This is a genomic window from Streptomyces sp. NPDC047061, assembly GCF_040643955.1.
In the GTDB taxonomy this organism is placed as follows: Bacteria; Actinomycetota; Actinomycetes; order Streptomycetales; family Streptomycetaceae; genus Streptomyces.
Genome location: NZ_JBEYVI010000060.1, coordinates 17,133 through 37,296, shown reverse-complemented (window position 1 = coordinate 37,296; position 20,164 = coordinate 17,133). Strand labels below are relative to the sequence as shown.

At 68.7% G+C, this 20,164-nt stretch carries 14 protein-coding genes; 2 read left to right on the top strand and 12 right to left on the bottom strand.

Annotation, left to right across the window (positions count from 1 at the left end; all coding sequences use genetic code 11):
- Nucleotides 1–13: 13 nt before the first annotated feature.
- Together ABZ887_RS46595 and ABZ887_RS46590 are read right to left on the bottom strand one after the other, a co-directional pair.
- Nucleotides 14–400 carry a hypothetical protein gene (locus ABZ887_RS46595; RefSeq protein ID WP_361304959.1) on the bottom strand — a complete coding sequence of 129 codons (387 nt, stop codon included), beginning with the start codon at nt 398–400 and terminating at the stop codon, nt 14–16.
- Between the two features lie 41 nt (nt 401–441).
- The gene (locus tag ABZ887_RS46590; protein WP_361304945.1) at nt 442–1,458 is read right to left on the bottom strand and encodes a hypothetical protein; all 1,017 of its coding nucleotides are present in this window, start codon (nt 1,456–1,458) and stop codon (nt 442–444) included.
- Between the two features lie 64 nt (nt 1,459–1,522).
- Between ABZ887_RS46590 and ABZ887_RS46585 the strand changes: the two genes are divergently transcribed.
- Nucleotides 1,523–1,891 (top strand): NTP pyrophosphohydrolase, encoded by a 369-nt coding sequence (locus ABZ887_RS46585; protein ID WP_361304943.1) that lies wholly within the window; start codon nt 1,523–1,525, stop codon nt 1,889–1,891.
- Nucleotides 1,892–1,981: 90 nt separating this feature from the next.
- Here ABZ887_RS46585 and ABZ887_RS46580 read toward each other — a convergent pair whose 3' ends face one another.
- The 10 genes from ABZ887_RS46580 to ngcE all read right to left on the bottom strand — a co-directional run bounded on the left by ABZ887_RS46580 (nt 1,982) and on the right by ngcE (nt 15,979).
- Nucleotides 1,982–3,433, bottom strand: a complete 1,452-nt coding sequence (locus ABZ887_RS46580) for a glycosyltransferase family 39 protein (protein WP_361304941.1) — start codon at nt 3,431–3,433, stop codon at nt 1,982–1,984.
- A 72-nt stretch (nt 3,434–3,505) separates the two neighbouring features.
- Nucleotides 3,506–5,002 (bottom strand): amino acid permease, encoded by a 1,497-nt coding sequence (locus ABZ887_RS46575; RefSeq protein WP_361304939.1) that lies wholly within the window; start codon nt 5,000–5,002, stop codon nt 3,506–3,508.
- Nucleotides 5,003–5,241: 239 nt separating this feature from the next.
- Entirely contained in the window at nt 5,242–7,155 is a 1,914-nt protein-coding gene (gene dxs, locus ABZ887_RS46570; RefSeq protein WP_361304937.1) for a 1-deoxy-D-xylulose-5-phosphate synthase, read from the bottom strand.
- A gap of 255 nt (nt 7,156–7,410) precedes the next feature.
- Nucleotides 7,411–8,718: a sugar ABC transporter permease gene (locus ABZ887_RS46565; RefSeq protein ID WP_361304957.1), complete on the bottom strand. Its 1,308-nt coding sequence runs from the start codon at nt 8,716–8,718 to the stop codon at nt 7,411–7,413.
- 41 nt (nt 8,719–8,759) lie between these two features.
- The gene (locus ABZ887_RS46560) at nt 8,760–9,551 is read right to left on the bottom strand and encodes an ATP-binding cassette domain-containing protein (RefSeq protein WP_181803054.1); all 792 of its coding nucleotides are present in this window, start codon (nt 9,549–9,551) and stop codon (nt 8,760–8,762) included.
- A gap of 328 nt (nt 9,552–9,879) precedes the next feature.
- Nucleotides 9,880–10,971 (bottom strand): substrate-binding domain-containing protein, encoded by a 1,092-nt coding sequence (locus ABZ887_RS46555; protein ID WP_361304935.1) that lies wholly within the window; start codon nt 10,969–10,971, stop codon nt 9,880–9,882.
- A 133-nt stretch (nt 10,972–11,104) separates the two neighbouring features.
- The gene (locus ABZ887_RS46550; RefSeq protein WP_361304933.1) at nt 11,105–12,304 is read right to left on the bottom strand and encodes an ROK family transcriptional regulator; all 1,200 of its coding nucleotides are present in this window, start codon (nt 12,302–12,304) and stop codon (nt 11,105–11,107) included.
- A gap of 363 nt (nt 12,305–12,667) precedes the next feature.
- Nucleotides 12,668–13,567, bottom strand: a complete 900-nt coding sequence (locus ABZ887_RS46545) for a carbohydrate ABC transporter permease (RefSeq protein ID WP_361304931.1) — start codon at nt 13,565–13,567, stop codon at nt 12,668–12,670.
- Between the two features lie 4 nt (nt 13,568–13,571).
- Nucleotides 13,572–14,498 (bottom strand): sugar ABC transporter permease, encoded by a 927-nt coding sequence (locus ABZ887_RS46540; RefSeq protein WP_361304929.1) that lies wholly within the window; start codon nt 14,496–14,498, stop codon nt 13,572–13,574.
- 29 nt (nt 14,499–14,527) lie between these two features.
- Nucleotides 14,528–15,979, bottom strand: a complete 1,452-nt coding sequence (gene ngcE / locus ABZ887_RS46535; protein WP_361304927.1) for an N-acetylglucosamine/diacetylchitobiose ABC transporter substrate-binding protein — start codon at nt 15,977–15,979, stop codon at nt 14,528–14,530.
- A gap of 424 nt (nt 15,980–16,403) precedes the next feature.
- On the opposite strand from ngcE, the gene ABZ887_RS46530 reads away from it, so the two are divergent.
- On the top strand, nt 16,404–20,147 hold the full coding sequence (locus tag ABZ887_RS46530) for a GH92 family glycosyl hydrolase (protein ID WP_361304925.1): 3,744 nt from the start codon (nt 16,404–16,406) through the stop codon (nt 20,145–20,147).
- Nucleotides 20,148–20,164: the final 17 nt, after the last annotated feature.

The window sequence follows — 20,164 nt, the reverse complement described above, 5'->3', positions numbered from 1 at the left end:
AGCCGCACCCGCTTCAGGCGGGCGGGGCCGCCTCCACGTGTACGACTCCCAGTTCCGTGCCGTCGAGGTCGCGGCGGGAGCGGCCCAGGATGCCGACGGCCAGGTGGGACGGGTCCTCGGGATCGTCGCGCGGCACGAAGGTGACGACGTCCGGATGGTGGCTCGTCACCAGCCAGCCCTCGCCCTGGTTGAGTTCGAGCACACGGAAGTCACCCGCCGCGGTGGCGACATGCATGGGGCCGAACTCGCGGAGGATACCGACGGCCTGCTCGGCGATGTCACCGGTGGGGTGTTCGAGTACCACGCAGGTGCCGTGCTCGAACAGCACCCAGGACTTGCCGGAGCCGGTGAGCAGACGCTGCCAGGTGTCGATGAGTGTCTGGTTTTCCACGGTGGTCATCATGGCGCACGCACACCGTTCGTGACGGCCCGGAGTACGTCTCAGACCTCCTGCCAGGCCTGCAGCGCCAGCCCCGGCTCGTCCTTGCGGCGGGTGAGGAGGAGCTGGCCGGTGGACGGGGACAGGCTCGCCGCGGTCACCCGGCCCTCCTCGTCCGTGGTCAGGGCGACCGTCGCGTCCGCGGGCAGCTGCGGGCCGGACTCGGTCCACCAGGCGCCCGCCTGCTCGTCCTCGGTCGGATACGCCGCGAAGGCCACCCGGCCGCTCGCCGAGCGCTGGGCGAGCAGGGTGCAGTCGTGCCCGTCGAGTTCGCAGCGGACCGCGGCCACCGGGCCGGGTCCGGCGGAGGGCAGCAGGGTGTACGGCTTGCCGCCCGGACGCCAGGCGCAGAGGTCGCCGGACTCGTCGGTGTAGTAGAGGGTCGTGCTCTCCGGGGAGGTGGCGAGAGCGGTGAGGGTGCCCGGCCTGACCGGGGTCTCCAGGGCCTCCAGGAGCACGGGCGGCTTACCGGCCGCCTCCTGACGCCAGTGCACGATCCCGCCGGGCACGGCCGCGTACACCTCGACCCGCCCCGACTCACCGGTCACCGCCGCGAGCCCGTCCTCGACCAGCCGCCCCTTCAGGTCCCGCCACGGCTCCCAGCCGCCCTTCGCCTTCTGGGCGACCATGCCCACCCCGCGCCCCCGGTTGCGGACGAAGACATGGGCGCGGCCCTGCGCGTCCACCGCGACGGCCGGGGTACCGGTGACGTCGCCCCTCTTGCTCGGGTGGCCGATCGACTGCCAGTCCAGGGCAGCCAGATGAGGCCGGTAGTGCGTGGAGTGGACGAGACCCGACTCGCCGTTCACGGTGGGCCGCCAGGCGACCAGGTGGGCGTATCCGTCGGCTCCGTGCCCGACCGAGAAGCCGGGGTGCAGCCGCTGGTCGCCGCCCATCCTCCGCGGGGAGCCCCAGGGGCCGCCGGGGCCGCGCTCGGCCCGGCACAGCACGGCGTCGCCCGACGGCAGATGGACACTGAGCCGGCCGTCGCGGCCGCGGAGGAGCCAGTCGCCGTTCACCGCTTCACTCTAAGCGGGGCCGTTCGCGGCAGTGCCGGGGCCCCGGGCGTGCGAGGCTTGGGGCATGGAAGACGAAGCTCCCCTGCTGGTGATCGTCGACGGCGCGAACGTCGTCGGGTCACGGCCGGACGGCTGGTGGCGGGACCGCAAGGGGGCCGCCGAGCGGCTGCGCGACCGGCTGGCCGAGCGGGGGCTGCCAGGCAGGCCGACACCGGTGGAGCTGGTCCTCGTCGTCGAGGGCGCGGCCCGCGGGGTGGCCTCGGTGCCCGGGGTACGGGTGGAATCGGCGCCCGGCAGCGGCGACGACCGGATCGTGGAGCTGGCCGCCGAGGACCCCGGCCGGCCCCGCCTCGTCGTCACCGCCGACCGTGAACTGCGCGGCCGGGTGACGGAGTTGGGCGCCGAGGTGATCGGGCCGAGCGCGCTGCACTAGGCGCTCCGCTGGAAGCGCCGTGACGTGCCACGACATGCCGAGTGTCGACTGCGGCGCCGTCGTGGCTGGTCGCGCAGTTCCCCGCGCCCCTTACGGGGCGCTCGGCGCCCTCACATACAGCACCGCGCCGTCCACCTCGCCTGCCTGTTCGTAGTCGGCTGCGAGCAGCCTGCGCAGGCTGGGGACGTGGTCGGGGCCGTACGGCTTGCCCCGGGAGTCGTCGATCACCAGGGCCGGTGCCCGGTCGGCCAGCTCCGCGCGGAAGACCGGCCAGGTGCCCTCGACGGCGTACTTCTCGCCGACCTGCGGACCGTCCCTGCCGCCGCTGAAGTTGGTGAGAAGGCCGGCGGTGAGGTAGCGGGTGGCGGGGGTGCGGTCGGCGAGCCAGTACGTCTCCGGGTGTATGCCCCAGACCAGGACCCGGTCGCCGGGCGCGGTACGGCGGTCGAGGGTGAGAGCCAGCCGCTGGGCGTGCGCGAGTTCGGGCCGGGGGGCCAGGACGCCCCAGGTCAGGAACAGCGCGCAGGCGCAGGCCGAGGCGAGGACCGCGGCCGGATTCCGTTCCCGGGGCAGGATCTGCAGCGCGGCCGTGGCCAGCAGCGCGAGGGGCGGGGTGAGTTGCAGGAAGTAGTGGCCGAAGAAGTGGAAGCCGAGGGTGACGGCGACCGCCGACGCGGCCAGCCACAGCCACAGGTCGACGGCGCCGGTGCGGGCGATGCGCAACGCCCGCACGATGGGCGGGAGCAGGCCCGCCGAGGCCGCACCGAGGATCGCGATATTGGTCAACGCCCGGGCCAGGACGTGGAGTTCCGAGCCCGTGAAGGAGGCGTAGGCGCCGGAGCCGGTGACCGTCCAGAAGGCGAACCCTGCCGGGTCGGTAGCCAGGGCCACGCCCAGCACAGGCAGGGCGGCGCCGGCCGCCAGTCGGAGCAGGCCCGCGCGCGGGCCGCCGTACCGGTGGAGCAGGTAGAGCACCGGCAGCAGGACCGCACCGCCGGTCTGTTTGGTGAGGAAGGCGCAGGCGACGGCGGCACCGGCCGCTCCCCAGCGGCGGCGGTCGGCACACCACATCGCGGCGGCCGTGCACGGCAGCATGAACACCTCGAAGGTGGCCGCCTGCGCGTCCTCGGGGTTGAGCCCGACCGAGACCAGCAGGTACAGCGCCCCGGCGGTGCGGCCCGCCCGGTCTCCCCAGCGCCGCCGGGCGATCGACGCGAGCAGGACGGCGGTGGCCAGCTGGGCCAGTACGGCGAGGACCCGGAGCGGCGCGAGCGACCCGGACCCGAAGACCGCGAACGTCCCCTCGTACAGCCACGGCAGCAGCGGCGGCTTGCGGTCCACGACCGTCTCGTACAGCTGCCCGCCGCGCGCCAGCAGGCGGGCCTGTACGGCGAGATAGCCCTCGTCCGGGTTCCACAGCGGCCGGAGGAAGGACGGCACCCGGGTCACGCAGGCCAGTACGGCGAGCAGGGGCAGCAGCCGCGTCCAGTACCCCTTCCCTGCGACTACGGACCGTGGTGGGGCGAGGGGCACGAGAAGCATGGGGAGCACGCTATCCGGCCCCGCAGTCCCACCCGGACGGGACATACGGGGCCGGAGCGGCGAGCCTGTCGCTCACGGAGCGTCGGCAGGAGCCCGCTCGGCCTGGGCGAGGCGGCTGTGCGTACGGCCGTAGAGGAAGTAGACGACGAAGCCGATGACCATCCAGATGGCGAACCGCAGCCAGGTCTCGGCGGGCAGGTTGAGCATCAGCCACAGCGAGGCCAGCACGGACACGATCGGCAGCACCGGTACCCACGGGGTGCGGAAGGACCGCTCCAGGTCGGGCCGGGTGTTGCGCAGGATGACGACGCTGATCGCGACGACGATGAAGGCGAAGAGCGTGCCGATGTTCACCAGTTCGGCGAGTTCACTGAGGCTGGTGAAGCCGGCGACGATCGCGATGACGACGCCGAGCAGGATGGTCGGCCGGTACGGGGTGCGGAACTTCGGGTGGGTGTGCGAGAAGAACCGGGGCAGCAGCCCGTCCCGGCTCATCGCGAAGAACACCCGGGACTGGCCGAGCAGCAGGATCATGCACACGGTGGTCAGGCCGACGGCCGCGCCGAAGCTGATCAGGCCGGCGAACCAGGGGTGCCCGGTGGCCTTGAACGCGTCGGCCAGCGGGGCGTCCACGGAGAGCTCGCTGTACTTCTGCATGCCGGTCACCACGACGGCCACGGCGACGTACAGCGCGGTGCAGATGATCAGGGAGCCGATGATGCCGCGGGGCACGTCCCGCTGGGGGTTGCGGGTCTCCTCGGCGGCGGTGGCGACGACGTCGAAGCCGATGAAGGCGAAGAAGACGACGGAGGCGGCGGTGAAGATGCCCATCACGCCGAAGTTGGAGGGGGCCCAGCCGAACATCAGCTGAATGAGGGGTGCCTTGAGGTTGCCGCCGGCCGGCACGGGCTGCTTCGGCGGGATGAAGGGGCTGTAGTTGCCGCTGTGGATGAAGAAGGCGCCGGCGATGATGACGACCAGGACGACGGCGACCTTGATGGCGACGACGACCGAGGTGACCCGGGCGGAGAGCTTCATGCCGACGACGAGGATCGCGGTGAGGACGAGGACCAGGGCGGCGGCGAGGATGTCGAAGCCGAAGCCGTGGGCGCCGTCGCGGCCGCTGAGGGACTCGGGGAGGTGCCAGCCGGCGTTGTCGAGCAGTGAGTGGATGTACCCCGACCAGCCGACCGCGACCACCGCCGTGCCCAGCGCCAGCTCAAGGACCAGGTCCCAGCCGATGATCCAGGCGGGGAACTCGCCCAGCGAGGCGTACGAGAAGGTGTACGCCGAACCGGCGACCGGGACGGTGGAGGCGAACTCGGCGTAGCAGAGCGCGGCGAGGCCGCAGACGACGCCGGCCACGACGAAGGACAGTGCCACGGCGGGGCCCGCGGTGTTCTTGGCGGCCGTGCCGGTCAGGACGAAGATGCCGGTGCCGATGATGACACCCACGCCGAAGACCGTGAGGTCCAGGGCCGACAGGGATTTCCTGAGCGCGTGCTCCGGTTCCTCGGTGTCCTTGATGGACTGTTCGACGTTCTTGGTCCTGAAGAGGGTACTGCTCACGTGCCTACCTCCCACGTTTGTCGTCCTCGACATGATCGAGAGGGCCGGGGGTGCGTATGCCCCGGCAAGGGCAGGGTCACGCAGATGGGTCGGTTTCGCCACTTGGAAGTGTGGTGAAACCGACCCATTGGGGTGGTGCGGGTTTCGTCGGGGGGTGCGGGCCCGGTGGGGGGCTGGTCGCGCAGTTCCCCGCGCCCCTTACGGGGCGCTCCAGCTGGGGCGCCTCACATTCAATCCCTTCAATCCCTCGCGGGCTCCACCGAGTCGACCTCCGTCGTGCCGTCCAGCTTTGCGACCAGACCGGTGACCTGGCGGGCGATGTCCGGGGCCGTCAGGCCGATCTCCGCCATCACCTCGGCCCTGGACGCGTGGTCCAGGAAGCGCGGCGGGATGCCGAAGTCGCGCAGCGGTACGTCCACGCCCGCGTCACGCAGGGCCTGGGCGACGGCGGAGCCCACGCCGCCGACGCGGATGTTGTCCTCCACCGTGACGACGACCTGGTGGCGTTCGGCCAGCGGGGCCATGGCCTCGTCGACCGGTTTGACCCAGCGCGGGTCGACCACGGTCGTCGAGATGCCCTGCTTGTCGAGGAGGCCGGCGATCTCCAGGCACATGGGGGCGAGGGCGCCCACGGAGACCAGGAGCACGTCCGGGGTGTCGGTGCCGGGCTCGCGCAGCACGTCCATGCCGCCGATCCTGCCGACGGCGGCGACGGCGGGGCCGACCGCGCCCTTGGAGAAGCGGACGACCGTCGGGGCGTCGTCGACCTCGACGGCCTCGCGGAGCTGGGCGCGGACCTGGTCGGCGTCGCGCGGGGCGGCGAGCCTGAGGCCGGGGACGACCTGGAGGATCGACATGTCCCACATGCCGTTGTGGGAGGCGCCGTCGGTGCCGGTGACGCCGGCCCGGTCCAGGACGAAGGTCACCCCGCACTTGTGCAGGGCCACGTCCATCAGGACCTGGTCGAAGGCGCGGTTGAGGAAGGTGGCGTACACGGCGAACACGGGATGCAGGCCGGCCGTGGCGAGGCCCGCCGCGGAGACCGCGCCGTGCTGCTCGGCGATGCCGACGTCGTAGATGCGGTCCGGGAAGGTGTCCGCGAACTTCTTCAGGCCGACCGGCTGGAGCATGGCCGCCGTGATGGCGACGATGTCCTCGCGCTCCTTGCCGAGCTTCACCATCTCGTCGCCGAAGACGGAGGTCCAGTCGGCGCCGGAGGCCTTGACCGGCAGGCCGGTGTCGGGGTGGATGGGGCCGATGCCGTGGAAGCGGTCGGCCTCGTCCTGGAGAGCGGGCTGGTAGCCGCGGCCCTTCTCGGTGAGGCAGTGCACGATCACCGGGCCGCCGAACCGTTTCGCGCGGGCGAGGGCCGACTCCAGCGCCTCCATGTCGTGGCCGTCGATCGGGCCGACGTACTTGAGGCCCAGGTCCTCGAACATGCCCTGCGGGGCGATGAAGTCCTTCAGCCCCTTCTTGGCGCCGTGCAGGGTGTCGTAGAGCGGCCTGCCGACGACCGGCGTGCGCTCCAGCAGGTCCTTGCCCCGGGCCAGGAAACGCTCGTACCCGTCAGTGGTGCGCAGGGTGGCCAGGTGGTTGGCGAGGCCGCCGATGGTCGGGGCGTACGACCGCTCGTTGTCGTTGACGACGATGACCAGCGGGCGGTCCTTGGCGTCGGCGATGTTGTTCAGCGCCTCCCAGGCCATACCGCCGGTGAGGGCGCCGTCACCGATCACGGCGACGACGTGGCTGCCGCGGTTGCGGAGCTGGTTGCCCTTGGCGATGCCGTCGGCCCAGCCGAGCACCGTGGAGGCGTGGCTGTTCTCGATGACGTCGTGCTCGGACTCGGCCTGCGAGGGGTAGCCGGACAGGCCGCCCTTCTGCTTCAGCTTCGAGAAGTCCTGCCGGCCGGTGAGCAGCTTGTGCACGTAGGACTGGTGGCCGGTGTCCCACAGCACCTTGTCCTTCGGGGAGTCGAAGACGCGGTGCAGGGCGATGGTGAGCTCGACCACGCCCAGGTTGGGACCGAGGTGTCCGCCGGTCTTGGAGACCGCTTCCACGAGGAAGCTCCGGATCTCCTCTGCCAGCTGGACCAGCTCCTCGGGGCTGAGCCGGTCCAGATCGCGCGGTCCCCTGATACGGGTCAGCAGCGGCACCCGTGCCTCCTTGCAGTAGAGCTGATCGAGCTGTTGCCGGGCCTGTCGAGTCTAATGTTCCGCCCGCGCGGCCGACGCGCGGGCTGTACGTCATACGTCACGCGAACGGCCGTACCCATCGAGAGCCCTTCCTATGACACGACTGTGCCCGGTACCTGATCGGCACCGGGCACAAGTCCCACCTAGGGGCGCGGGGAACTGCGCGACCAGCCACGACGGCCGGTCAGCCGCCCACGGGCCGCACCCCCCACGGCGCTATCCGCGACCCGCGGCCTTCTGGCTCTTACGGGAGACCGAGTCGATGACAACGGCACCCAGCAGAACGCCACCCGTGATCATGTACTGGATCGACGTGTTCATGTTCAGCAGATCGAGGCCGGTCTGGATGGACTGGATGACCAGCATGCCCAGGAGGGCGGACCAGACGGTACCGCGGCCACCGAACAGCGACGTACCACCGATGACGGCCGCCGCGATGGCGAGCATCAGGGTGTTGCCGCCACCGGCGTTGAGCGTCGCGCTCGCGGTCTGACCGGCGAAGAACATACCGCCGATGGCCGCGAAGCCGCCGGAGATCGCGAACACGGTGATGCGGACCATCGGCACGCTGATACCGGCACGGCGCGCGGCCTCGATGCCGCCGCCGACCGCGAAGACCTTGCGGCCGTACGTCGTACGACGCAGCACGAAGTCGACGATCACCAGCGACGCGAGGAAGATCACCAGCGCGTTGGAGACACCGGCCGCGTTGTTCAGCACGGCCGCCGCGACGAAGGACGCGATCGCGAGCAGCGCGACACGGACCACGATCTCGCTGGTGGGCCGGAACGGCACACCAGCCGCACGGCGCCGGCGCTGCTCGTTGAACTGGCCGAGGGCCGACAGTACGACGCCGAGGCCGGCCAGCAGGTAGGCACCGATGACGGCCTGGTCCATGAAGTATGAGCTCTGGCCGACGATGTGCACCGGACCGCTGTCGGCCGGGATGTTGATCGTGCCGCTGTCGCCCAGCAGCCACAGCATCAGACCGTTCCAGCCGAGGAAGCCGGCCAGGGTGACCACGAACGCGGGTACGCCGATCTTGGCGAAGAACCAGCCGTGCAGCGCACCGATGCCGATGCCCGTGATGATCGTGAGGATCAGCGCCAGCCACTGGTTCATCCCGTGGTTGACCACGAAGACGGCGAACACCGTGGAGGCCAGACCGCTCACCGAGCCGACGGAGAGGTCGATCTCGCCGAGCAGCAGCACGAACACCAGGCCGATGGCGAGCATGCCGGTGGCCGAGAGGAAGTAGCTGATGTTGGAGAGGTTGTCCGCGCTGAGGAACAGGCTGTTCTTCACCTGGAAGATGGTCCAGATGATGATCAGACCGACGACCACGGGCAGCGAGCCCAGCTCGCCGCCGCGCACCCGGCGCTTGAACTCCGTGAGGTAGCCCTTGAAGCCCTCTTCACGGACGAGCAGGCGCGGGTCGATGACCGTCACCGGCGCGGCCGTCGGGTCGGCGGGGGCCGCCGCGGCCGGCGTCTCGGCCGGCTCGGTCTTGTCGACCTTGTCGATCTTGGGCGACTCGTCGCCCTGCACGGTCTTGGACGTCTCGCTCACTTTGCCGCCTCCGGGGTGCGACGCTCCGAACGACGGGTCACGGCGTTGTCCGTGGCACCCGTGATCGCCGCGATGATCTCTTCCTGGCTGGTGCTCTTCACGGGGAAGAAACCATTGTTCTTGCCCAGACGCAGCACGGCGACGGTGTCCGCGACCGCCTTCACGTCGGCCATGTTGTGGCTGATGAGAATGACGGCGAGGTTGCGCTCGCGCAGCCGCTCGACCAGGTCGAGGACCTGTGCGGTCTGCTCGACACCGAGGGCGGCGGTGGGCTCGTCGAGGATGACGACCTTGGGGTCGCCGATCAGGGCGCGGGCGATGGCCACGACCTGGCGCTGGCCGCCGGAGAGGCTGGCGATCGGGATGCGCACGCTCGGGATGCGGATGGAGAGCGTGCTCAGCAGCTCGCGGGCCTGCTTCTCCATCGTCACCTCGTCGATGACGCCGCGGTGCAGCAGCTCACGGCCGAGGAAGAGGTTGCCGACCACGTCGAGGTTGTCGCAGAGGGCGAGGTCCTGGTAGACCGTCGCGACGCCGAGACCCTGGGCGTCGTGCGGCTTGTTGATGCTGACCGGGTTGCCGTCCCACTCGATGACGCCCTCATCGATGGGGTGCACACCGGCGATCGTCTTGACCAGGGTCGACTTTCCTGCGCCGTTGTCGCCCACCAGGGCGACCACTTCTCCGGCGTGAACCTCCAGTTCGACATCGGTGAGGGCCTGGACCGCACCGAATCGCTTGGAGACTCCGCGCAACGCCAGCACGGGCGTAGCGGACACGTGAACCATCTCCTTCGCCGCCTGACCGGCGGGGATGCCGCGCTTGGTGATCAGGCGCGGAGGGTCGTGCGGTACCTCGGGTTGTCTTCGGTGTACGCACGCGGTTTACAAGATGAACATGCGCGAATCCGCTGCGCTTGGCAACGGGTCCGTCCGACGCCCGCTCCGGCAGCGGGGTATGAAGGCCGGAGCGGGCGTCGGAGGGGTTTCGCGAGGCCGTCGGACGGACCGGGCACCTTGCGGAGGGGCCGGGGGCTCGTCGGGCGGCCGGGGCCCGGGTGTCGTACTGCGATCACCCGGGCGCTGACGGCCGGAGCCTTGCGGCTCCGGGGCCGGACTACTGCAGGCCGGCAGCCTTGCAGGCCTTGGCGAACTCGCTGGTGCAGATGTCGGAGACGGTGTACAGACCGTCCTTGATCACCGTGTCGTTGATGTTGGCCTTGGTGACCGACACCGGGGTCAGCAGCTGCGAGGGCACCTTGTTGCCGGAACCGCTGGTCTGCGTGGTGGTGGCGAGCGAGGAGATGCTCTTGCCCTCCAGCAGGTCCACCGCGATCGTGGCGGCGGCGTCGGCCTCCGGCTTGAACGCCTTGTAGACGGTGGAGGACTGGGTGCCGGCGACGATGCGCTGGATGCCCGCGAGCTCCGCGTCCTGACCGGTCAGCGGGATGCCGCTGATGCCGGCGCCCTTGAGGGTGGTGGCGATACCACCGGCCATGCCGTCGTTGGCGGAGTAGACGCCCGCGATGTTCTTGGCACCGAGCTGCGTGATGGCAGCCTTCACCTTCTGCGCGGCGACCGTGTCCTTCCACAGACCGGACTGCTCGTAGGCGATGTCGACCTTGCCGTCGAGGGCCTCGTGGGCGCCCTTCTTGAACATGGCGGCGTTCGGGTCGGCGTCGTCACCGTTGATCATGACGACCTTGGACTTGGTGGTCGCCTTGGAGCCGAGGGCGTCGAGCAGGGCCTGGCCCTGGAGCTCGCCGACCTTGACGTTGTCGAACGAGACGTAGGCAGAGACGTTGCCCTGGGCGAGGCGGTCGTACGCGACGACCTTGATGCCCTTGGCCACGGCCGCGTCGATGGAGGACTTGATGGCCGCGGAGTCCTGGGCGGAGATCACGATGACCTTCACGCCCTTGGTGACCATGCTGCTGACCTGCTGGGCCTGCTTGGCGGCGTCACCGGCAGCGTTCGCGTACTCGACCTTGCAGTCGGCACACAGCGAGCTGACCTGCTGCTCGAAGTACGGCTTGTCGAACTTCTCGTAGCGAGCGGTCACGCTGTCGGGGAGCAGCAGGCCGATGGTCTTGCTACCGGAGGAGCTGCTGCTCGACGAGTCGCTCTTCTTGTCATCGCCGGCCTTGCCACAGGCGGCGAGCGACAGCGCCATGGAAACCGCGGCGGTGCCGATCACGACTCTACGCATCGTTGCGTTCATTGGGGGTGCCTCCCTGACAGGGCCGCAACGCTGCGGCCGAGGTGGCTCGAAGTCAACTCGGCCGAAAGTTCGACGTCAAGAAGTAAATACTTAACGAGATGGCAACGGCGCCATTCGTTCTCTAAGTGAAGGCAGGTGCAACAGCGGGCAACGATCCATCCAAAAGGGTCGAATCGCCCATCTCGCTGAGTGCGAGAGCAAGCGCGCCGAGCACCTCCGCACGACCGCCGAGGGCTCCCGGAAGCACCGAGAGCTGGCGCGCCGCACTGGGGATCGCGTAGCGGCTCACGGACTCCCTGATGGGCCCCAGGACCAGCTCTCCGGCCTCGGCGAGGTCGCCGCCGAGGACCACCCGGCTCGGGTTCAGCAGGTTGCAGAGATTGGCCACACCGCTGCCGATGTGACGTCCGACATCCCCGATCACCCGCCGGCAGCCGGGGTCGCCCTCCCGGGCCAGCCGGACGACGCCTTCCATGGTCAGGTCGGTGCCGTGACTGGGCTGGAGCAGCGGCAGCACATAGCGGGCCGACGCGAAGGTCTCCAGGCAGCCGCGGTTGCCGCAGCGGCAGACCGGGCCGGACTCGTCGAGCGTGATGTGCCCTATTTCGCCCGCCGTGCCGCCGGGGCCCCGGTAGATCTTCCCGTTGATCACCAGACCGGCGCCGACACCGCTGGCGACCTTGATGTAAGCAAGATCACGTACGCCCTTGCCGCTGCCCCAGACCAGCTCGCCGAGGGCGCCGAGGTTGGCGTCGTTGTCGACGTGCACGGGGACGCCGAGGCGGAGCCGCAGCTCCTCCGCGGGTCTCGCGCCGATCCAGCCGGGCAGGATGGCGCTGGAGCCCAGGGTGCCGGACTCCACGTCGATCGGGCCGGGGACGCCGACGCCGACGCCGGCGATCTTCGAGCGGTCCACGCCGGTCGCCGCGACCAGGCGGTTGACCAGCTCTTCCGCCCTGTCGAAGCCCTGGCTGGACGACGCGTCCACGTCGAGGGGCTCGGACTCCTCGGCCAGCACCTGGTGGGCGAGGTTGCCGATCGCCACGCGCAGGTGGGTGTGGCCGAAGTCGATCCCGATGACGATGCCGGCGTCACCGCTCAGACTCACGCTGCGGGCCCTGCGGCCGCCCGCCGACGTGGGCGTGACCTCGACGGTTCCGCCGTCCTTGAGTTCGCGCACGATGTTGGAGACCGTTGCGGCCGACAGGCCGGTCGTACGCGCGATCTCCGCCTGCGTGAGCGATCCGGCCAGTCGTACGGCCCGTACGACACGTTCCAGGTTGGCTCGGTGCAGCGACGACTGCGACCCCGGAGTCTCCATCGACCCATCCACTCCCGCCATCGGAGGCGGCCACGGTGCCGCCAACGTGACCCAGATCACCTCACTGAGACCGGGTCACTTACAAGTTATGAACTCCAAGCTCTGCTGAACGGGTTACCGCCGTCAAGTCCTTGACAGAAATCGTTGGCGGTTCGGGGGTTGCCTGGGGGACATGCGTTCGACATGTCTAGGCCACTGGTCAGCAGGTGGGAGGGCGCGTGTCGAGTGTGGGTGCGGCGCCGTTGTGGCTGGTCGCGCCCACGCGGCGGAGCCGCATATTGAACACAGCCCCGCGCCCCTGTCGGGGCGCGGTCGGGGGCGCCCGCTACAAGGGCGCCCACTTTCGGGTTGCGAACGTTCGGGTTACTTCAGAGCGCCGGCCGTGAGGCCCGCCACCACCTGGCGCTGGAAGATGATGTATGCCGCCAGGACCGGGAGCATCGCCATCACCAGGCCGGCGAAGAGGCCGGACCAGTCGCCCTTGTAGCCCTGGCTGACCGCCAGCTGGACCAGGCCCTGGGTGAGGACGTGCTTGTCGGGGTCCGTGTTGAGGACCGTCGGGAGCATGTACTGGTTCCACTGGCCGAGGAAGTTGAAGATCCCCACGCTGATCAGGCCGGGCTTCGCCATCGGCAACATGATCTGGAAGAACGTACGGGTGTGCGAGGCGCCGTCGACGAAGGCCGCCTCGGCCACGGACGTGGGCAGCGTCCGGAAGAACGCCGTGAGGAAGAAGACCGTGAACGGCAGCGAGTAGGCGATGTAGACGAGGATCAGGCCGTGGATCGTGTTCAGCAGGCCCATGTTGTTCACGACGTAGAACAGCGGGACCAGCGCGAGCATGATCGGGAAGCTCATGCCGCCGATGAAGAGGTAGTAGATGAAGCGGTTGCCCGGGAAGTCGAAGCGGGCCAGGACGTAGGCCGCCATCGAGCCGAGGACCAGGGTGCCGATGAGCGAGCCGCCGACCACCAGGACGGTGTTCAGGAAGTAGTCGCTCATGTTGGCGTCGGTCCAGGCGCGCGCCCAGTTCTCGAAGTGGAGCCTGTCCGGGAGCGCCCAGGGCGAGGTGAAGATCGACCGGTCGTCCTTGAAGGACGTCATCACCGCCCAGAGCAGCGGCGTGACCACCATGAACGCCCAGATGACCAGGACGCCGTGGGAGAAGACGTTGAGGACCCCGCCCTCGCGCCGGCGCCGGGGCGGCTTCGGCGCGGCGGGCTCGGCCTCGGTGACAGTGACGTCGGTCTCGGTCGTCGTCATCGCTTCAGTACTCCAGCCGCTCGCGACGGCCCAGCCGCATCACGACCGCCGCGAAGGCGAGCGTGACGATCAGCAGGGCGACGCCGATGGTGGTGGCGTAGGCGGCCTGACCGTCCCGGAACGCCTTCTGGTACACGTACAGGACCATCACGGTCGTCGAGTAGTCGGGACCGCCCGGTCCGGTCGTCATGATCTGTACGACTGCGAACGACTCGGCGCCGAGCGCGAGGATGCCCATGTAGACCCAGCCGGACTGCACGGTGTCCCACAGCAGCGGCAGGGTGAGGCGGAAGAAGGTGGTGGCGCGGCCGGCGCCGTCGAGGAGCGCGGCCTCGTAGAGGTCCGTGGGGATGGACGCCATGCCCGCCGAGAAGAGGACCACGAAGAAACCGACCGTGGACCAGACCAGTACGGCCATCACGCACCACAGGGCGAGACTCGGGTCGCCCAGCCAGAGCGGCTGGATATTGTCCAGACCAATTCCGCGGAGCAGTGAATTGATCGCGCCGCTGTCCGGGTTGTAGGCGAAGGCGAACAGCAGCGAGACGATCGCGATCGACAGCACCTGCGGGAAGAAGTAGACGATCTTGTAGAAGGAAGAGCCCCGGACCCCGGTGACGACCGGGCCGCCCTTCCTTCTCCGGCCGCCCACATTGATCATGAAGGCGAAGAACAGCGCCAGGCTGATCGTCACCAGCGGCAGCACGACCGCGAACATCAAGCTGTGCTGCAAGGACTTCCAGAAGATGTCGTCGTGCAGCATCCGCCGGTAATTGTCCAGGCCGACCATCTTGAATTCGGGGCTCAGGCCGGTCCAGTCCGTGAACGAGTAGTAGATGGACTGGATGAACGGCCACACCACGAAGAGCGCGTACAGTCCGAGGGGCAACGCCAGAAACCCCACGATGAACCGGTACTTGCCGTGCTGCATCGCCACTCCGGTGCCGAGAGGGTTGCTGGTTACTGGTGCTTGTAGTGCTTGATCGAGGTGTCCTTGGCGGCCTCGTCGGCGAAGCCCTGGATCTTGTTGATGGCCTCCGCCGGGGTCAGCCGGCCGGCCATCAGCTCGCCGAGACCGGCGACTCCGATCTTCTCCTTCTGAAGCTGCACGTACCAGTCCTGCATCCGCGGATTGACCACATTCGACCCGGCCAGCTTCAGGGCAGCGACCCCGGAGGTGAGGCCCGGGGTGAGGGTGATGCCGTCGGTGCCGCCGTTGTAGGCGGTCAGCGACTTCACCTTGGTCGTGAAGTTCTTGGAGGAGGCCTCGCTGAGCATGATGCGCAGCTGCTCCATGCCGCCCTCGGCGTTCGCCGCCTTGGCCGGGACGATGAACGGCTCGCCGCCGGAGGCCCAGATGGTGCCGAACGGCATCTTGTCGTTCTTGTCGATGCCGGTGGGCGCGGAGACGGCCAGGTTGAAGTCGGAGGGGATGACGTTCGCCGACTCGTTCTCGACCCAGGAGCCGTTCGGGATGAACAGGGCCTTGCCCTGCGCCCAGGCGGTCTGCGACTGGATGTGGTCGAGGCCGGGGGTGCCCTTGAGGATGTAGCCCTTCTTGTAGAGCTCGTAGTAGGCCTCGAAACACGCCTTGACGGCCGGGTGCTTCCAGGCGTTCGGCTCCAGGTTGTCGATCGCGTTCAGGACCTCGACGCCGCCGACCTTGCCGATCATCGGGTAGAGCGAGAAGGGGATGTAGTACGGGTACTTGCCCGCGTAGGTCCAGCCGGCCATGCCCTTCTTCTTGGCCTTCTCGCAGACGGCGATCATCTGGTCCCAGGTCTGCGGGTACTCGGCGTCCAGCGAGTCCAGGGCCTTCTGCGAGTACCAGACGCCGTAGACCGTGTAGGCGTAGTACATGATCCAGACCGGGTCGCCGTCGAACTGGCCCATCTCGACGATGCCGGGGCGCAGCGTGTCGCGGACCTTCTTGTCCGGGTCGTCGTACGACGGGGCGTCGAGGAGCGGGGTGAGGTCGGTGAGCTGCTTCTTGCCGACGAGCACGCCCATGTCCATCTGCTCGGCGCCGGAGTTGTCGATGAGGTCCGGCGGGGTGCCCTGGTTGAAGCGCGGCTGGAGGGTGGACTGGATCTTCTGGGTGGCGGAGAACTTGACCTTGGCCTTCGGGAAGTCCTTCTCGTAGATCTTCACCGCGTCCTCGGCGTACTCCTTGCCGAAACCGCCGTCGAAGAGGACGAATTCCATCTGTGCGGTGTCGTTGACGCCCAGCGGGTTCTTGGCCGTCTTCTTGCCGGCCTTGTCCTTGGACTGACCGCCGCCGCCACTGCTGGCACAGGCGGAGAGGAATCCGGCGGTGGGGAGCGAAATCAGGCCGAGTGCGGCCGAACGCTTGATCAGATCGCGGCGGCCGACACCCTCGGAACCGTGGTTCGCTGCGGAAGTGGATCCCATGCTCAAGTCCTCGCCTTCTCCAGGACTCAGGCGGTGAACCGGATCCTCCCCGGCACCGCGGTCGGGTAGTGCTGGGTCGTGCAGGAAAGTCGTGCGGGAAACGCCGACAGGTATAGTCCACTTCCCGTCAGCGAGGCAAGATCGAGTGCATGGTTGCCCATGGGTCTTTTCCTAGTTGAGACCTGTCGGAAATATGAGCGATCTCTGTACGCCTTGCCGGAAAAAGAGCTGACATACACCCCTGAATGCCGCACTCAACACCCTTGACATCACGGGTCACTTGACCACCTACTGGTTCCTGCGCCAGCAGCTGACAACGTTGTCTCATGTGGCAGGGAGGGTACCCGTTGTGATGCAGCGGAGAACGCAGCGAAGAACAGGACACCGATCTGGTACGGCGGTCGTGATAGCGGCCGCCGTAGTCATGACCCTGGGCTCCCAGGGAGCCGCGGTGGCGTTGCCGGCGAAGGCACCGGCCGCCGCGACACAGTTCGCATCCTCGTTCGAGTCTGGCGATCCGTCACCGGACTGGACCGACACCGTGGACACGGACGCCAGTGGCGCACCACGCGCCGCCGGGGTGGACGGCGGCTACAGCACCGGCATCCCCGGCAATGTCACCGACCACGTGACCGACGTGCGGGCGAGCGGCGAGAACACCGGCGCGGGCGAGGTCAAGGAGAACCTCGTCGACGGGGAGTCCGGCACCAAGTGGCTCACCTTCGAGCCCACCGGCTGGGTCGAGTTCGACTTCGACAAGCCCATCAAGCTGGTGACGTACGCCCTCACCTCGGCGAACGACTACGACGAGCGCGACCCGAAGGACTGGACCCTCCAGGGCTCTACGGACGGCAAGGACTGGAAGACCGTCGACACCCGGACCGGCGAGTCCTTCTCGGAGCGGTTCCAGACCAGGTCGTACGACCTCGCCGCGCCCGCCGAGTACCAGCACTTCCGGCTCGACGTCTCGAAGAACAACGGCGCCTCGGACATCCTGCAGATCGCCGACGTGCAGTTCTCCACGGGCGGCAGCGGCGGTCCGGTGCCCCAGGACATGCTCTCGCTGGTCGACAAGGGTCCGAACGGCTCGCCGACCGCGAAGGCACGGGCCGGGTTCACGGGGACGCACGCACTGCGCTACGCCGGGCGGCACACGGCGAGCGGCCGGGGGTACTCGTACAACAAGGTCTTCGACGTGAACGTGAAGGTCGGCCGCGACACGCAGCTGGGCTACCGGATCTTCCCGTCCATGGCCGACGGCGACCTCGACTACGACGCCACGAACGTGGCGGTGGACCTGGCCTTCACGGACGGCACCTATCTGAGCGACCTCGGGGCCGTCGACCAGCACGGGTTCGGGCTGTCACCGCGCGCGCAGGGCGCGTCGAAGGCGCTGTACGTCAACCAGTGGAACAACGTCTCGTCGGTGATCGGTTCGGTCGCGGCCGGAAAGACGGTGGACCGGATCCTGGTGGGCTACGACTCCACCGCCGGGCCGGCGAAGTTCCGCGGCTGGATCGACGACGTGTCGCTGAAGACGGTGGCTCCCGAGAAGCCGAAGGCGCATCTGTCGGACTACGCGCTGACCACCCGCGGCACCAACTCCAGCGGCAGCTTCTCGCGCGGCAACAACTTCCCGGCCACGGCCCTGCCGCACGGCTTCAACTTCTGGACGCCGGTGACCAACGCGTCCTCGGAGAGCTGGCTGTACGAGTACGCCCGGGCGAACAACGACGCCAACCTGCCGACGATCCAGGCGTTCAGCGCGAGCCATGAGCCGAGCCCCTGGATGGGCGACCGGCAGACCTTCCAGATGATGCCGTCCGCCGCCTCCGGCACCCCGGACACCGGCCGGGAGGCGCGCGAACTGGCCTTCCGGCACGAGAACGAGACCGCGCGGCCGTACTACTACGGGGTCACGTTCGAGAACGGCCTCAAGGCCGAGATAACGCCGACCGACCACGCGGCCGCGCTGCGCTTCACCTACCCGGGCGACGACGCGAGCGTGATCTTCGACAACGTGACCGAGCAGGCGGGCCTGACCCTCGACAAGGAGCACGGGATCGTCACCGGCTACTCCGACGTCAAGTCGGGCCTGTCGACGGGCGCGACCCGCCTCTTCGTCTACGGCGTCTTCGACAAGCCGGTGACGGGCGGCGACTCCAGCGGGGTCAAGGGCTACCTGCGCTTCGACGCGGGCTCCGACCACACCGTCACGCTCCGCCTGGCCACCTCCCTCATCAGCGTCGACCAGGCCAAGGACAACCTGCGCCAGGAGATCCCGGACGGCACCTCCTTCGACACGGTGAAGGCGCAGGCCCAAAAGGTCTGGGACAGGCTGCTCGGCAAGGTCGAGGTGGAGGGCGCCACGGCCGACCAGCTGACCTCCCTCTACTCCAGCATGTACCGGCTGTACCTGTACCCCAACTCCGGCTTCGAGAAGGTCGGTTCGACGTACCAGTACGCCTCCCCGTTCTCGCCGATGACGAGCCAGGACACCCCGACGCACACCGGCGCGAAGATCGTGGACGGCAAGGTGTACGTCAACAACGGCTTCTGGGACACCTATCGCACGACCTGGCCCGCGTACAGCCTGCTGACGCCTTCGCAGGCCGGTGAGATGGTCGACGGGTTCGTGCAGCAGTACAAGGACGGCGGCTGGACCTCCCGCTGGTCCTCCCCCGGGTACGCCGACCTGATGACCGGCACCTCCTCGGACGTGGCGTTCGCCGACGCGTACGTCAAGGGCGTGAAGTTCGACGCGAAGGCGGCCTACGACGCGGCTCTGAAGAACGCGACGGTGGTCCCGCCCTCCTCGGGCGTCGGCCGCAAGGGCATGTCCACCTCCCCCTTCCTCGGCTACACCAGCGACGACACCCGCGAGGGCCTGTCCTGGGCGATGGAGGGATACGTCAACGACTACGGCATCGCCGAGATGGGCAAGGCACTGTACAAGAAGACCGGCGAGAAGCGGTACAAGGAGGAGTCGGACTACTTCCTCAACCGCGCCCAGGACTACGTGGACCTCTTCGACTCCCAGGCCGGCTTCTTCCAGGGCAAGGACGCCCAGGGCGACTGGCGGCTGGACTCGGCGTCGTACGACCCGCGGGTGTGGGGCTACGACTACACCGAGACCAACGGCTGGGGTTACGCCTTCACCGCCCCGCAGGACAGCCGGGGCCTCGCCAACCTGTACGGCGGCCGGTCCGGCCTCGCGGACAAGCTGGACGAGTACTTCGCGACGCCCGAGACGGCCTCCCCCGACTTCGTCGGCTCCTACGGCGGGGTCATCCACGAGATGACCGAGGCCCGGGACGTCCGGATGGGCATGTACGGCCACTCCAACCAGGTCGCCCACCACGTCATCTACATGTACGACGCGGCCGGCGAACCCTGGAAGGCACAGGCCACTGTCCGTGAGGCGCTCTCCCGGCTCTACCTCGGCAGCGAGATCGGCCAGGGCTACCACGGCGACGAGGACAATGGCGAGCAGTCGGCCTGGTACCTCTTCTCGGCCCTCGGCTTCTACCCGCTGGTGATGGGCAGCGGCGACTACACGATCGGCTCCCCGCTGTTCAAGAAGGCGACCGTCCACCTGGAGAACGGCCACGACCTGGTGATCCGGGCGCCGCGGAACAGCGCGCAGAACGTCTACGTGCAGGGCGTCCGCGTCAACGGCCGCAGCTGGACGTCGACCTCACTCCCCCACTCGCTCGTCTCCAAGGGCGGTGTCATCGACTTCACGATGGGCCCGAAGCCGTCGGCCTGGGGCACGGGCAAGAACGCCGCCCCGGTCTCGATCACCAAGGACGACAAGGTGCCGACCCCGCGCACGGACGTCCTGAAGGCCAACGGCGCCCTGTTCGACAACACGTCGGCGACCCAGGAGACGGTGACCTCGGTGGACCTGCCGGTGACCAGGTCGGCCAAGGGCATCCAGTACACCCTCACCTCCCCGTCGGACCACACGAAGGCCCCGACGGGCTGGACCCTGCAGGCCTCCACGGACGGCGTCAACTGGCGGACGGTGGACCACCGTTCGGGCGAGACCTTCGCCTGGGACCTCCAGACAAGGGCGTTCACGATCCAGAAACCCGGGACGTACGCGCACTACCGGCTCGTCCTGGACGGCGAATCGACCCTGGCGGAGGTGGAACTGCTGGCCTGAGCCGGCGGCACGAAAAG